This is a genomic window from Arthrobacter sp. JSM 101049 (assembly GCF_041679245.1).
GTDB lineage: Bacteria > Actinomycetota > Actinomycetes > Actinomycetales > Micrococcaceae > Arthrobacter_H.
Window position 1 is genome coordinate 117,523 of record NZ_JBGFFC010000001.1, and the last position, 14,294, is coordinate 131,816.

At 68.5% G+C, this 14,294-nt stretch carries 9 protein-coding genes; 3 read left to right on the forward strand and 6 right to left on the reverse strand.

The window, feature by feature from the left end:
* Positions 1-33: 33 nt before the first annotated feature.
* From AB8M85_RS00545 to AB8M85_RS00570, 6 genes are all read right to left on the reverse strand, one after another.
* On the reverse strand, positions 34-6,141 hold the full coding sequence (locus AB8M85_RS00545) for an Ig-like domain-containing protein (RefSeq protein WP_372696824.1): 6,108 nt from the start codon (positions 6,139-6,141) through the stop codon (positions 34-36).
* A 193-nt stretch (positions 6,142-6,334) separates the two neighbouring features.
* Entirely contained in the window at positions 6,335-7,594 is a 1,260-nt protein-coding gene (locus tag AB8M85_RS00550; RefSeq protein ID WP_372696825.1) for an adenylate/guanylate cyclase domain-containing protein, read from the reverse strand.
* Positions 7,587-8,147: a PH domain-containing protein gene (locus AB8M85_RS00555; RefSeq protein ID WP_372696826.1), complete on the reverse strand. Its 561-nt coding sequence runs from the start codon at positions 8,145-8,147 to the stop codon at positions 7,587-7,589. Before AB8M85_RS00555 ends, AB8M85_RS00550 begins: the two co-directional genes overlap by 8 nt.
* 110 nt (positions 8,148-8,257) lie before the next feature.
* On the reverse strand, positions 8,258-9,136 hold the full coding sequence (locus AB8M85_RS00560; protein WP_372696828.1) for a biotin--[acetyl-CoA-carboxylase] ligase: 879 nt from the start codon (positions 9,134-9,136) through the stop codon (positions 8,258-8,260).
* 80 nt (positions 9,137-9,216) lie between these two features.
* Entirely contained in the window at positions 9,217-9,384 is a 168-nt protein-coding gene (locus AB8M85_RS00565; protein WP_372696829.1) for a hypothetical protein, read from the reverse strand.
* A 121-nt stretch (positions 9,385-9,505) separates the two neighbouring features.
* Entirely contained in the window at positions 9,506-10,381 is an 876-nt protein-coding gene (locus AB8M85_RS00570; RefSeq protein WP_372696830.1) for an SDR family oxidoreductase, read from the reverse strand.
* A gap of 198 nt (positions 10,382-10,579) precedes the next feature.
* Between AB8M85_RS00570 and AB8M85_RS00575 the strand changes: the two genes are divergently transcribed.
* From AB8M85_RS00575 to AB8M85_RS00585, 3 genes are all read left to right on the forward strand, one after another.
* Positions 10,580-12,193 (forward strand): acyl-CoA carboxylase subunit beta, encoded by a 1,614-nt coding sequence (locus AB8M85_RS00575; protein ID WP_372696831.1) that lies wholly within the window; start codon positions 10,580-10,582, stop codon positions 12,191-12,193.
* Positions 12,190-12,492: an acyl-CoA carboxylase epsilon subunit gene (locus tag AB8M85_RS00580; RefSeq protein ID WP_372696832.1), complete on the forward strand. Its 303-nt coding sequence runs from the start codon at positions 12,190-12,192 to the stop codon at positions 12,490-12,492. Before AB8M85_RS00575 ends, AB8M85_RS00580 begins: the two co-directional genes overlap by 4 nt.
* 63 nt (positions 12,493-12,555) lie before the next feature.
* Entirely contained in the window at positions 12,556-14,247 is a 1,692-nt protein-coding gene (locus AB8M85_RS00585) for a DUF885 domain-containing protein (protein WP_372696833.1), read from the forward strand.
* The last annotated feature ends 47 nt before the right edge of the window (positions 14,248-14,294 follow it).

The window sequence follows — 14,294 nt, forward strand, 5'->3', positions numbered from 1 at the left end:
CGTTTGATCGTGCGGGCAGTGGCATCGCCACGGCTAGTTGGGCCATCTGCTCGCCCCGTTCGTCCAGATGGTCGTTCCGTCCTTGGTGAGCTTCACCGTGATCGGCATGTGGTAGTTCGCCCCGTGCCAGCAGCCGAGCTGCTGCTTGCCCGTCTTCGCACCGTCCACCTTGTACGTGTAGTCGCTGAACTTATGGGAGCGGCCGTTGTCATAACACTGCGCATTCCACGTCCCACTCTCGAAATTCTTCAACTGGACAGCAAGCTTGTAGCAGTTCACCCTGCAGCCGTCCGTTGAGACGTAGTCTCCGGACCGCACCGTGGCCGAGGGCTTGGGCGGGTCCGGTGGTGGTGGTTCCTTGTTGGTCCGTTCGCTGATCTCCCTCGTCAGCTTCTGCCCTGCCGCGTCGGTGGCGGTGATCGTCAGAGTGCGCTGTTCTTCCCAGTCAAGGTTCTTGACGGTGTAGCTTCCGGTGTTGGACACCTTGCCGACACCGTTGATGGTCGCGGTCACCGTGGTTTTGCGACCGTTCTCGTAGGCCCCCTCCTTCTCGTTCCAGTTGAAGGTGATCGAGTGGTCCCCATGCGTGGCGGAGCGTCCCTTGCCGTCGCGGAGGGGGCCGTAGGAACTGGTGGAGTTCGACGGCGAACTCGGGTTACCCGGCCCCGCGGCATTCAGCGCACGGACCCGCCAGGAATGCGGATCACCGTTCGAGCCCGTCGTGATCTTCCCCCCGGGCCCGGAAATCGTTTTCCACACACCCCCATCGGCGGAGTACTGGTACCCGGTGATCGCCGAGCCGTTGGCCGCGGGCTTCTTGAAGGACAGCTGGATCTGCTTGCTCGTCCCGGTCGCAGTGGCCTTCGGCTTACCGATGACCTTCGGCCGCCCGTAGGGGGTGACCGCGGTCGAGCGGGCACTCTCCTTCGAGCTGCCGACCTTGTTCTTCGCGGTCACGGCGAACCGGTAGGAACCGGTCGTCTCCAATCCCGTCACCGTTTGGCTCGTGGTATCCGCCCCGATCCCCCCGAGGGTACGCACCAGCGAACCGCCCTCGAAGACCTTCAACGTGTAGCCCTGGATCGGTGCCCCGTTGTCGTCCGGCTTGTTCCACTTCACGTTCACCACGCCGCCGTTGACCGACGATTTGGAGCGGACCGCTGTCGGTGCACCCGGCTGGAACGGCTTGCCCGCCGGGATCACGGATGAGGAATAGGTGCTCCATGGGGAGGGCCGGTCCGCCTTGTTCACGGCCTGGACCCTGAACTGGTAGGAGACCCCGTTCTTCAGGCCCTTCCAGGTGTAACCGGTCCCGGTGATGCCGGTGACTTGGCTGACTCCGTTGGCCGGGGCAGGCGAGATCTCCAAGGTGTAGCTGGTGATCGGCGAACCGTGGTTCTCCGGCTTGGTCCAGTCGACCTTCACCTGCTCGTCCCCGGACTTTGCCGTGGGGGCCCCGGGCTGTTCCGGCTCGACGTCCGGCCTCGCGTCGGCGGACGAGGCGGACGCCTCGGATTCCCCGACCGCGTTGGTGGCGGTGACGGTGAAGTTGTAGACGTTGTCGTTCGTCAGTCCGGTGATGGTGCACGTGGTGGTCTTGCATTGCTGCGTCACCCCGTCGCCGGAGACGGTGTAGTACTCGATCGGGGACCCGTTGTTCGACGGGGCATCCCAACTGATCACTGCCTTAGAATCACCCGTGGACTCCACCAGCGGCAGCCCTGGCGCATCCGGTTTGCCCTTCACGTTCAGGGTCACCGTGCCGTTGGCCTGGCGGTCCGGGTCCTCCGTGACGTCGCCGATCGTGTACTGCACGGTCATCGTCCCCACGAAGTCCTCGGCGGGGGTGATGGCCAATTGGTCCCCGCGGATTTCCGCTGCACCGTCACCCTGCTGCCCGGCGGTACCCACGATCGTCAGGGGGCCCTGGTCCTCGTACGGGTTGTGGTCGTTGGCCAGCACGGGGACGACTTCGGTGCGTCCCTGGTGGGCGTCCTCGACGGTGTCGTTGACTGCCACCGGCATTTCCCGGGTGGAGGCGAGCACGTTGATCGCGATGTTCGCCGAAACCGGATCGTTCTCGCCGTCGGTGACGGAGACCTTGACCGAGCCCTTGGTGCCCTTGGGCGTGTTGGCCTCGGCGGCGGCGGTCAGAATGTGCCCATCGACCAGCTTCACGTCGACGCCGTCGATGGCCTGCTCCCCGACGGAGAACTCCAGTTTCCCGGCATCATCGGGGTCCGGATCGCTGGCGATCTGCTTGAGGTCCAGCTGTGCCGGGTCCTCGCCCTGGGCGACGTCCAGGGAGTTGGACTGGATCGTCGGCGGCTTGTTGTCCTCCGGGCGTGGCAGCACCTTGATGGGGATCGAGAGCACGCTGGTCAATCCGTCGCGGTCATCGGGTCCGGACCCGTCGGTGACCTCGACGGTCACCGATGCCGGGCCCGAGTATTCCTTGTCGGCCTTGAAGGTGAGTTCCGTGGCGGAGCGGACCAATTCGCCGTCGTTCTCAGGAACCGAGCTGACCTTGTCCTCGCCGGTCAACCGCGGCGTGTGCCCCTCGCGGACCTGGACCAGTTCCGCCAGATCCAAGGCGAGGGTCTCCCCTGCCATGACCTCGTGGGCCTTGTCGCTGCGCAGCACCGGGCGGGCGCCGCCGGCGCCCGGGACGAGCGCGAAGGCCGTGGACGACAGCCCGTCCTGGTCGGTGACGGTGTAGGCAATGACCTGCGAATCGTCGCCGACGACGACCTTGAGCTGGTTGTCCCCAGTGACGCTGGCCGAGCCCGGACGATCCGGCAAGGTGATTTCCAGGTCGTCGGTTCGCCCGTCGGGGTCCTCGTCGTTCTCGAGGATGGGCAGGGTGATCTCGTCCTTGCCGACGGTCTCCTGCAAGGTGGCGCGGTCATCGCGAGCGATCGGCGCCAGCAGCTTCGCTTCCGGGTCGGCCTGCACCGTCAGCGTGGCACTGGCCGTGCCGCCGCGTCCATCGGTGATGTTGTAGCGGATGGACAGCGAGCCCTTTTCGGCCGGGGACGTGACCTGGATCCGGCCGTTGACGACCGTGGCATCGACGCCATCGGAGGCACGCACGTCGTCGACCAGCGTGGTCCGGTCCCCGTCGGGGTCGGTGTCGTTGTCCATGACGTCCACGGCAACGGGGCGGTCGGGGCGGACGGTGATGGAGTCGTTGACGGCTACCGGCGGGTTGTTCGTGGAGGAGAGCGGGGCGATGCCGACCATGACGGTTCCGGTGGCGCGGGCGCCCAGCCGGTCCTCGACGACGTAGGAGAAGACATCGGTGCCGCTGGCGGTCTTGCTGGCGGTGTATTCGATCGAGGAGCCCTTGATCTTCGCCGAGCCGAGCTTCGGGGCTCCGCCGAGCTGGACGAGGGTCACGGAGTCGCCGTCGGGGTCGATGCCCCCGAGTGGGATCTTGATGGCGGTGGTGCCGCCGGCGAAGACGCGGCCGGTCACCTGTTCCGGCGCCGGTGGTGCATTGGAGGCGACGTCGACGGGCTTGACGTGGAAGACGACGCGGGCGTTGGCCTCCTGGCCGTCCGGCCCGGCGACGGTATAGACAGCGGAGACGGTGGCGGGTTTGCCGTCGAATTCGCCGGCTCGGAAGCGCACGGTGTCATCGGCCACGCTGGCCAGGGACCCTTCGCCGAGGTTGTCGGTTTCCTTCAGGCCGGGGCGCAGGGTGAGTTCCGCCCCGTTGGGATGGATGTCGTTTTCGAGCACGTCGACGGTGGCGACGTCCCCGGCCCGCACGACGACGTCGTCGGTGTTCGGGCGCGGCGGGTCGAGTTTCGGTGGGGCGGGGACGGGGATCACGCTGATCTCGCCGGTGGAGATGCCGCTGCCGTTGGAGACCGTGTATTCGACCTTCATCGGTTCGGTCAGGCCGCGCACGTCGGTCACCCGCACGAAGCTGTTGCGTTCGACGGAGACGGTGAAGGGCGCATCCTCGGGGACCTCGGCCCCGGTGAGCACCAGGACCCCGCCTGCCGGATCGGAGTCGTTGCCCAGGACGTTCACGAGCACGTTCTGCCCCGCGGGGAGCAGGGCGACGTCGCGGACGGCGATGGGGTTTCCGGAGTTCTGTTCTGGGTCCTCGATGTCTATGCGGATCAGGCCCGGGGCGCTGGCGGGCCCGTTGCTGGCCACGTACTTCGCGTAGAACGTCCCGGTGCGCTGCCCGCGGACGGTGACGGTGCCGGTGTCCGAATTGCTGTCCAGTTCCAGCCCGTTGACGGATTCGACGTTGGCCAGCCGCAGGTCGGTTCCGCTGGGGTCGGTGTCGTTCTCCAGCGGGGAGAACGTCACCTCCTCGCCGACGTTGGCGGTCACGTGGTCGGTGGCGGTGACCGGTGGGTTTGCCGACTTGGCCAAGACCTCCACCACGACGCGGCCCTGGGCGCCTTCGCGGCCGTCGGAAACCTGCACGGTGACTTCCTTGCGGCCGACCTTCTTGCCGTTGTCCTGGAAGGTCAGTGCGCCGTCGGGGCGGACCCTGACGACGTCCTTGTCATCGCTGGCCCCGCCCAGCAGCTGCAGGTCATCGCCATCGGGGTCGATCCAGTCGCTGAGGACGTCCTGGGTGACGGACTCGCCCTGCTGGACGCGCAGGGTCGTGACCCTTTCCTGCGTGGGCTTGTGGTTCTCGTCCTCCGGCACGACCCGGACCTGGGCCGTTCCGGTGGCCTCGCCACCGCGTCCGTCGGAGGCCTTGTAGGTGAAGGAGGTCCGGCCGGTGGCATCCTGCGGCACGACCAGCTGGAACCCGGTGCCATCATGGATCTGCTGCAAGGTCCCCACCGAAGGCTGCTTGCCCTCCAACGAGGCCGTGAGCAGGTCGCCGTCGGGGTCGACGTCATTGAAGAGCACCGGCAAGGCGGTGGTCCGCCCGGCCCGCACGCCGAAGGTGTCCGGCTTGGTGATCGGCTTCTTGTTCTCCTCGGTCCGGTTGGGCAGTTCGATGGCGTCGGTGATCTCCTTGGAGTCCTCCTTCTTCGCCTCGCCCTTGCCCTTGGGCGGCTCCAGGTCGCTCCAGTTGCTGACGATCTGCATGCCGTCGTTGACCAGCCAGACCTGCCCGGAGGTCACGTCGTTGAGCACCACGACGTCGCGGTTGACGCGGAATTGCAGTTTGGCGCCACCCGGCATGTCCGGGACCAGCCGGGCGACGTCCTGGCTGTCGTCATCGCAATCACGCAGATACTCGGCGCTCCCCTGCCACGCGGCGTACGAGCACTGCCCGACCCGGACCGGCTGGATCGCGCTGCCGCTGGACTTCAGTGGGATGTAGGCGGCGTCGCCGCCACGCAGGGGCACGTTGGCCAGCTTGTTGCCCAGCGCGATGACCGCGTGGTCTGCCTCGGGACCGGGGGCCTGGAGCTTGCCGCCGGCCGGGTCCACCACCGAGGACCGCTCCCCGTCCGAGGTCATGACCGACCCGGAAGCCTCGTCGAAGAGGACGGCGGTGTCCCCAACGACGCTCAACTGCGGCTTCGACGCCTCTGCGATCCCGTCGACCTGCCGCTCGTCCTGCTGGGTGAAGGTGCCATCGGGCTCACGGGTCCAGCTGATGAACGTCTGGGCATCGACGTCGACGGCCCACACCGTATCGTCCACTCCGACGGCCGTGAGGACCTTGCCCTTGGCGTCGATGAGCGGAGGGGTGTCCTGTGAGGCGAAGCTGCCGAGGTCCTCGGTGGCGGTGGCGTAGACGATCCCGTGCTCGGCGTCGGCGACGGAGACGACGTTGGTGCCGTAGGAGAAGGAGGAGTTCGCCGGCAGGGCGTTGTCGTCGGCGAACTGGACCATCGCCGGGTCGATGGTGGTCAAGGCGCCCTGCTCGAGGTTGCGCACGAAGACCTTGTCGGCATTCTGCTCGAGGTCGTAGCTCGGCAAGGGGGTGAGGACACCGCCGTCGAGCACCTTGGACTGGTAGTTGAGGTGGCCGACCTTGTTCAGCGTCTTGTTGACCACCCAGACGCCGCCGTCGTTCAGGTCGACGTCGGCGGTCTTGAACCCCGGATAGATAATGGCGCCGGTGATGGCCAAGGCGGAGACCACCGACACGGCAGCGGCCTTGAAGCCGGTGCTCTTGCCCGGGCTCACTCCCCATCGGGACATGGTGTGGGTTCCTCATCAAACATCGTGTTCTTCCGTGCCCCCCAACGGGACGCAGATCCGGCCACGAACGATTCTAAGGGATGGATGAATTCGGGGACATGGGGAGAACTCCCCATATGCCACGGTAACTCCCAGCAAACACCCAGCGTTTGGGGAGTTTCCCGGTGAAAGGAGTACCGCCGTCGTGCTGGAATCAGTCCAGGACGAGCCCTTCGCCCTCCCCCATGGAGAGCACTACGGGGTTGATGTCGCCGAAGCCGCGTACCTGGGTAGTCGGCTGCGGGGTGAGCACGAACCGCTTGTCGCCCTCGAGGGTGCCGGCGGTGACCGAGTCGGTCCAGACGGTCCCCGGGTCGGCGAGCGCGGTGAGCCGGGAGGCCAGGTTGACGGTGGGTCCGTAGACATCGCCGAGCCGGGAGAGGATCCGGCCCCAGACGACCGAGACACGCGCCTTGGGCAGGAAGTCGTCGTTGGCGAACTCGGTGGCCAGGGCCAGCGAGATCTGGGCGCCGGCCTGGGGGGTTTCGGCAATGAACAGGACCTCGTCGCCGATGGTCTTGACCAGGCGTCCGCCGCCGATGGAGATGATCTCGGCGCACTTGTTCTCGAAGCGCTGCACCATCTGGGCCAGGGTGCGTTCGTTCATGCGGCGCGAAAGCGAGGTGTAGGAGACGAGGTCGGCGAAGCCGACGGCACGTGCCAGGGGCAGCGGGGCGTCGTCCTCGGTGCCGTCGCGGCCGGCCTCGGACGAGGCCAGCCCGGAATCCGCGCGGACGCCGAGGCGGTGGACCGCTGCATTGAGCTGGCGGCGCCAGGAGTAGACGAGCAGCTTCTCGAGCGGGTCGACCAGTTCGGGCAGGCGGTCGACCAGCCGGCGCCGGGCCTCGGGGTCGCTGATCCCCTGGTTCTGGACCATGTCCTCAACGAGCGCCTCGATCTGCCAGACGACCATGCGGTCGGTCATCTGCCCGATCGAGCGGGTGATCGAGACGGCAGCCTCCTCGGTCAGTGCGGAGCTGCGGACGTTGCCGATGATGGTCTGCAGCGCCTCGAGGTCGTTCTCGGTGAAGGCGACGTCGTCGTCCCCGAGATTGGGGAAGCCGAGGGCCCGCCAGAGCTTGCGGGCGCTGAGCAGCGAGATGCCGGCGGCGGCGGCCACATCACGGCGGCGCATGGTGCGCTTGGATCCGAGGAGCATCATCTCCAGGCCCTGGGCCGATTCCTTGACCTTCTCGCGCTCGAGCGCCTGGGCCAGCGGCAGGGCACGGGTTTCGGGTCCGGCATCGGGGCTCAGTGCCGGCAGGGACCCAGTGGACGGTGCGGGACGAGCCGGCTCCGGGTGGTCCGCCGGGGCCTCGACGATGGGCAGTTCAGCGGTGCGGGGAGTGGGCTCCGGGCTGGTGGTTGCGGGGTTGTCCGCGTGCTGCCCACCGGCGTCCTGCCCATCATCCATGTCCGATCCCATCCAAGCGTTCCTCTGTACCAATTTCTACACCATCGAACCCCATGGGTCTGGGTAAACGCTCAATGGCCGTCACGACCAGGTCCCGAACCCGCTCCACCCGCGGCAGGTGGGGTAGCCGCACCGCCCCGTTGGAGGTGTCCAGCACCAGTGCCCCGGAGCCGCTGCCGCGTTCGAGGAGCTTCTGGCTGGTCTTCAGGGTCCGCACGAACGCCAGGGGCAGTTCCCACTGGTTTTTCGCCGCGACTCCCCGGCGCACCACGATCCGCCGGTTGGTCAGGAAGACGACCGTTCGCCGCCACCGCACCAGGGGCACCACGCACCAGGCCAGCAGCAGCACGGCCGCCACGATCGGGACCACGACCTGCAGCAGCGGCACGGTCTCCAGCACCGCCTTCGGCAGGTCGTCGCGGGTCAGGACCCCCAGGGCGAAGGCCGTCAGCCCGGCGAGGAGGACGAAGACGACGGCCGGACGGTTCAGGACGCGGCGGTGCGCACGGGTCTTGACGATCACCCACTCGTCCTCGGCCAGCCGCAGCCTCATCCGCGATTCCCCTTCCTGTCACCGTCAATTCTAGGCGGCGCGTTGGTGCCGCGGCCGCGCGCTCGCCGTGCTCCCGTCGTGCTCCCGTCCGGGGCCTCCGGGCGGCTGGTTCAGGCGTAGCGGCCGTCGGTGCGGCGCAGGTGGACGACGTCCCCGGCGCGGACCACCGCAGTGGTGCCGTCCGTGGTGCGCACCGTGAGCGCGCCGTCGGGTTCGAGCCCGACGGCGGTGCCCTCCACGGTGGCCCCGCCGGGCAGTTCGGCCCGGACCGGCGCGCCGATGGTGGCCATGGTGGCGGCGACGCGTTCGCGCAGGGACGCCCCGCCGTCGATCGGTTGCCCGGCGTTGCCGCCCGCGCGTAAGAACCCGGTGTAGAAGCTGGCTGCCTGGCGGAGGTAGGCCGTGAGCAGGACCGTGGTGTCCACCGTCGTCGCCCCCTCGAGCAGCAGCGAGGTGGCCGTGGGGACGGGCAGCTCGTCGCGCCCCAGGGTGACGTTGACCCCCGAGCCGACCACGACCGCCGGTGGCCCGTCGACGGCCGGGACCAGTTGGGCCAGGACGCCGGCGACCTTCCGACCGGAGACGATCACGTCGTTGGGCCACTTGAGTTCGGCGGTGACGCCTGCGGTTTCCCGCAGTGCGGTGGCCAGCGCGGTGGCGCAGAGCATGGAGAGCCAACCGTACGCGTCCTCCGGCACTGCGGCACCGGCCGGTTCCGGGCGGAAGAGGATGCTCACTGCCAGCGAGCTGCGCGGCGGTGCCTGCCACGTCCGCTCCAGGCGGCCGCGTCCAGCGGACTGGAAGTCGGTGGCCAGCACGCTGATCTCCGGCCATGCCCCGGGGTCGGCGGCAAGGGACCGGACGAGGTCCGTGTTGGTCGAGCCCGTCGATTCGACGACGTCCAGCCGGTGAAGCGTCCCGGGTTCGACCAGGTCGCGGCGCAGTGCCGTGGCATCGAGCGGGGCGCGCAGGGCGGCGGGGTCGTTCATGGGTCAACCCTAGCCCGGTTGCCCTGCCGCGGCGTCGGCCGAGGCGATCACGGTCGCTGGCCGGATGCGGTGCGCGGTACTCAGTGGCGGGCGAGCCAGCCCTTGACGCGGCGCCACAGGTTCCGGCGGCGCTCCCGGCTCCGACGGTCGCCGGACCGGTCGGCTTCGGCACGCAGGTGTCTGAGGAACATCCGGGCCGTCTGGTCGTTCTTGCCTCCCGAGACGGGTTGCCCGATTGAGCCGAACATTCCTGCTGCCTCCGTCCTCGTGGGCCGCTGGGTGGCCTCCCTTTCGACTGCACGCGCGGCGTCCGGGTGCCGTCGAGGGATCAACGTCCCGCGGTTGCTGCGTTTCAGAGGTTGCTGCGTTTCAGAGGAACATGTCGGGGACCAGCTGGTCCTCCGGGGCCCCCAGGCTGTAGCCACTGAAATCGGTGACGCCCTCGGCGCGCAGGACCTCTTCGTCGATGAAGAAGTTCCCCGTGCACTCGGCAGCGGGCCGGGCGAGGATGGCGGCGGCCGCGTCGGAGACGATGACGTCCTTGCGGGCGCCGCGGATCATCTTCAGCCCGCCGGGCATGTTGCGGATGGCGGCGGTGTCGATCAGGGTGGCCGGCCACAGCGAGTTCACCGCGATTCCGTCGCCCTTCAGCTCCTCGGCCAATCCCAGGGTCGTCAGCGACATGCCGTATTTGGCCATCGTGTAGGCCAGGTTGGCGCCGGCCCACTTCGGATCCAGGTTCAGCGGCGGCGACAGGGTGAGGATGTGGGCGTTGTCCGATGCGCGCAGGGCGTCCAGGCTCAGCTTGGAGAGCAGGAAGGTGCCGCGGACGTTGATGTCCTGCATCAGGTCGTAGCGCTTCATCGACACGGCGTCCGTGCCGGAGAGGTCGATCGCGGAGGCGTTGTTCACCACGATGTCGATGCCACCGAACTCGGCGACTGTGGCCTCGACGGCGCGCTGGACGTCCTCGTCATTGCGCACGTCGCCGACGATCGGCAGGGCGCCGACGCCGTAGGAGCGGATCTCCTCGGCGGCCGTATAGACGGTCCCCTCGAGCGAGGGATGGGGCGTGGCCGTTTTGGCCATCAGCGCGATGTTCGCCCCGCCGGCTGCCAGTTGCAGGGCGATGGCCAGCCCAATGCCGCGGCTGCCGCCGCTCATCAGGACGGTGCGTCCGGCGAACGTGCCGGGGCCATCGGAGGCGTCGACGGGACGGTGCTGGGGTGCTGGGGACTCGGTCATGGCCCTAGCGTACGGTAAAACCCGACCAAATGTTACCCGCCGGTAACAAGGGTTTTGCGCCGCCTTCCCGCCGAGGTGCGGCCACCGACTTTGTAGGGTTCCTACAGCCAAACGGGCACGTCCCGTCACTAGACTGGCCATGCGGGCACGTTGGTTGTGCCATTCCTACTATTTCCAAGCAGAACGGGAGTCTCCCGCATGAGCGAGACCGGCCTCCAGGATCCGGACGAGCAGATCGACGTGTCCACCACCGCGGGCAAGATCGCCGAGTTCCGGCGCCGGCAGTCACTGTCGCAGGCGCCCTCCGGCCAGGCCGCGATCGAGAAGCAGCATGCGCGCGGCAAGAACACCGCGCGCGAGCGCATCGAGCTGCTGCTGGACGAGGGCTCGTTCGTGGAATTCGACGCCCTGGCCGTGCACCGCACCACCGCCTTCGGCATGGACGCCAAGCACCCGCTCGGCGATGGCGTCGTCTCCGGCCACGGCACCGTTGACGGGCGCCTGGTGGCCGTCTACTCCCAGGACTTCACCGTCTACGGCGGGTCGCTGAGCAAGGTCAACGGCGAGAAGATCGTCAAGGTCCAGGAATTCGCCCTGCGCAACGGCTGCCCGGTCGTCGGCATCAACGACGGCGGCGGCGCCCGCATCCAGGAGGGCGTCGCCTCGCTGGCGATGTTCGCCGACATCTTCCGCAACAACGTGCACGCCTCCGGCGTCGTCCCGCAGATCTCCCTGATCCTCGGCCCCTGCGCCGGCGGCGCGGCCTACTCCCCCGCGCTGACCGACTACGTCGTCATGGTGGACAAGACCAGCCACATGTTCATCACCGGCCCCGACGTCATCAAGACCGTCACGGGCGAGGAGGTCGACATGGAGACCCTCGGCGGTGCGCGCCAGCACAACGCGAACACCGGCACGGCCACCTACCTGGCCACCGACGAGTCCGATGCCATCGACTTCGTCAGGGAACTGCTGGACTACCTGCCCTCCAACAACCTCACCGAGGCCCCGGCCACGGAATTCGAGGAGGAACTGGAGGTCACCGGGGCGGACCTCGAGCTCGATGCCCTCATCCCCGACTCGGCCAACCAGCCCTACGACATGCGCGCCGTCATCGAGCACATCGTCGACGACGGCGCCTTCCTGGAGATGCAGGCGCTCTATGCGCCCAACGTGATGATCGGCTACGCCCGCGTCGAGGGCCGCAGCGTGGGCATCGTGGCGAACCAGCCGATGCAGTTCGCCGGCACCCTGGACATCGCCGCCTCGGAGAAGGCCGCCCGCTTTGTGCGCCACTGCGACGCGTTCGGCATCCCGATCCTCACCCTCGTCGACGTCCCGGGCTTCCTGCCGGGCAAGGACCAGGAGTTCCAGGGCATCATCCGCCGCGGCGCGAAGCTGCTCTTCGCCTACGCCGAGGCCACCGTCCCGAAGCTGACCGTCATCACCCGCAAGGCCTATGGCGGCGCCTACATCGTCATGGGTTCCAAGAAGCTCGGCGCCGACCTGAACCTCGCCTGGCCGACCGCGCAGATCGGCGTCATGGGCGCCCAGGGCGCGGTCAACATCCTCTACCGCCGCGACCTGGCCGCCGTCGCCGAATCAGGCGGGGACGTCGAGGCCCGCCGCACCGAGATCATCGAGGGCTACGAGGCCGAGCTGCTCAACCCCTACCAGGCCGCCGAGCTCGGCTACATCGACGCCGTCATCGCCCCGGCGGACACGCGCACGCAGATCGTCCGCGGCCTGCGCGCCCTGCGCGACAAGCACGCGTCGCTGCCGGCCAAGAAGCACGGGAACATCCCCCTGTGAGCGGCGAGCAGATGGTCTCCGGCAGTGGATCAAGGACCTTAACAACCGAGCACGATGGCGGTTCCCCCTCCGCGGGCACCGCGCCGACACTGTTCCGGGTCGTACGCGGCAACCCGGACACCGAGGAGGTCGCGGCCCTGGCTGCCGTCCTCGCGGCACTGTCCGGTGAAGCAGGGAACGGACAGGATGGCGAGGGCGCGGGAACCAGCGGCTCGCGCCGCGACGCGTTGCGCAGCCAGGTCCGGCGCCGTCGCCAGCTCTCCGGGTACCCCGGCGCCTGGCGCAGCGGCCGGTTCTGATCCGCGAGTATCCGTCGCCGGAAGCCTTCAGCAACGGCTTCACATGCAGCTACGCTGGTCACTATGACCAACGCCACATCATCCGCCACGCGGACCCCGAGCGCCATCGACGCCGTCGCCGACCGCTTCTTCGACCGCCTGCTCGAACTCGCCCCGGACTTTGCCACCTCACTGGGCATCCCCGGCCACGAAACCGAGTACTCCGACTACTCCCCCGCCGGGCAGGAGGCCTACGCCGCAGCCGCGCGCGAGACCCTCGACGCACTCCAGGGCCTCGAGCCCGTCGACGACGTCGACGCCATCACCCTCGATGCCATGCGCGAGCGGCTCGGCCTGGACCTGGAGCTGCACGCCACCGGGATCACCGAGCTGAACAACATTGCCTGCCCGGCCCAGGACATCCGGGCGATCTTCGACCTGATGCCCACCGACACCGTCGAACACTGGAAGCACATCGCCGGCCGCCTGGCGAACGTCGGCGCCGCCATCGACGGCTACATCGCCTCGCTGCGCAAGAGCCGGGACGAGGGCCACGTCGCGGCACAGCGCCAGGTGCGCATCGTCGTCGAGCAGTCCCGCGACTACGCCAAGGACGGCGGATTCTTCACCTCTCTTGCCGCCGACGCCAGCCCGGCCGAAGGATCCCTGGACGAGGCCCTGCGCTTCGAGCTGTCCGCGAACGCCGCCGACGCGGCGGCCGCCTACACCCGCCTGGCCGACTTCCTGGAGACCGAGCTCCTGCCGGCCGCCCCGGAGAAGGACGCGGTGGGCCGGGAGTACTACGCCCTGTGCTCGCGCCGCTTCATCGGCGCCGAGGTCGACCTGGACGAGACCTACGCGTGGGGCGTGGCCGAACTGGACCGGCTGATCGCCGAGCAGGAGCACGTGGCCAACTCCATCAAGCCCGGGGCCTCGATCGCCGAGGCGAAGGAGATCCTCAACGCCGACGCCAACCGCCAGCTCAAGGGCACCGACGCGCTGAAGACCTGGATGCAGGAGAAGGCCGATCGCGCCGTCGCCGACCTGGCCGGCGTGCACTTCGACATCCCCGACACGATGCGCCGGCTCGAGTGCATGATCGCCCCCACCCAGGAGGGCGGCATCTACTACACCGGCCCCTCGGACGACTTCAGCCGTCCCGGGCGCATGTGGTGGTCCGTACCGGCCGGCGAGGACGAGTTCACGACCTGGGCCGAGACCACCACGGTGTACCACGAGGGCGTGCCGGGCCACCACCTGCAGGTCGGCACCGCCACCTACCGCAAGGACACGCTGAACAACTGGCGCCGCAACGCCTGCTGGGTCTCCGGCCACGGCGAGGGCTGGGCGCTCTACGCCGAACGGCTGATGCTGGACCTGGGCTACCTCGCCGATCCCGGCGATCACATGGGCATGCTGGACATGCAGCGGATGCGCGCGGCCCGCGTCGTGTTCGACATCGGCGTGCACCTGGAACTGGACATGCCCGAACGCTGGGGCTCCGGACCCTGGACCCCGGAGAAGGGGTACGACTTCCTCTCGCAGCACCTGGACATCTCCGAGGGACAGCGCCGCTTCGAGTTCACCCGCTACCTCGGCTGGCCGGGCCAGGCCCCCTCCTACAAGGTCGGCCAGCGCCTCTGGGAGCAGATCCGCGACGCCCGCCGCGAGGCCGAGGGCGACGCGTTCGACCTGCGCGCCTTCCACACCGAGGCGCTGAACATGGGCTCGGTCGGGCTCGACACGCTGCGCCGGGCCCTGCTGCCCGCCAGCTGACCCGCCCACACCACTCCGCACCACCGGAACACGGCGCCGGCGCCTCT

Bases quoted from the DNA above. Each gene is read 5' to 3' on its own strand.
- AB8M85_RS00550 (WP_372696825.1), bottom strand. From the start codon at position 7,594: ATGGATGATGGGCAGGACGCCGGTGGGCAGCACGCGGACAACCCCGCA.
- AB8M85_RS00570 (WP_372696830.1), bottom strand. From the start codon at position 10,381: ATGACCGAGTCCCCAGCACCCCAGCACCGTCCCGTCGACGCCTCCGAT.
- AB8M85_RS00565 (WP_372696829.1), bottom strand. From the start codon at position 9,384: ATGTTCGGCTCAATCGGGCAACCCGTCTCGGGAGGCAAGAACGACCAG.
- AB8M85_RS00560 (WP_372696828.1), bottom strand. From the start codon at position 9,136: ATGAACGACCCCGCCGCCCTGCGCGCCCCGCTCGATGCCACGGCACTG.
- AB8M85_RS00575 (WP_372696831.1), top strand. From the start codon at position 10,580: ATGAGCGAGACCGGCCTCCAGGATCCGGACGAGCAGATCGACGTGTCC.
- AB8M85_RS00555 (WP_372696826.1), bottom strand. From the start codon at position 8,147: ATGAGGCTGCGGCTGGCCGAGGACGAGTGGGTGATCGTCAAGACCCGT.
- AB8M85_RS00545 (WP_372696824.1), bottom strand. From the start codon at position 6,141: ATGTCCCGATGGGGAGTGAGCCCGGGCAAGAGCACCGGCTTCAAGGCC.
- AB8M85_RS00585 (WP_372696833.1), top strand. From the start codon at position 12,556: ATGACCAACGCCACATCATCCGCCACGCGGACCCCGAGCGCCATCGAC.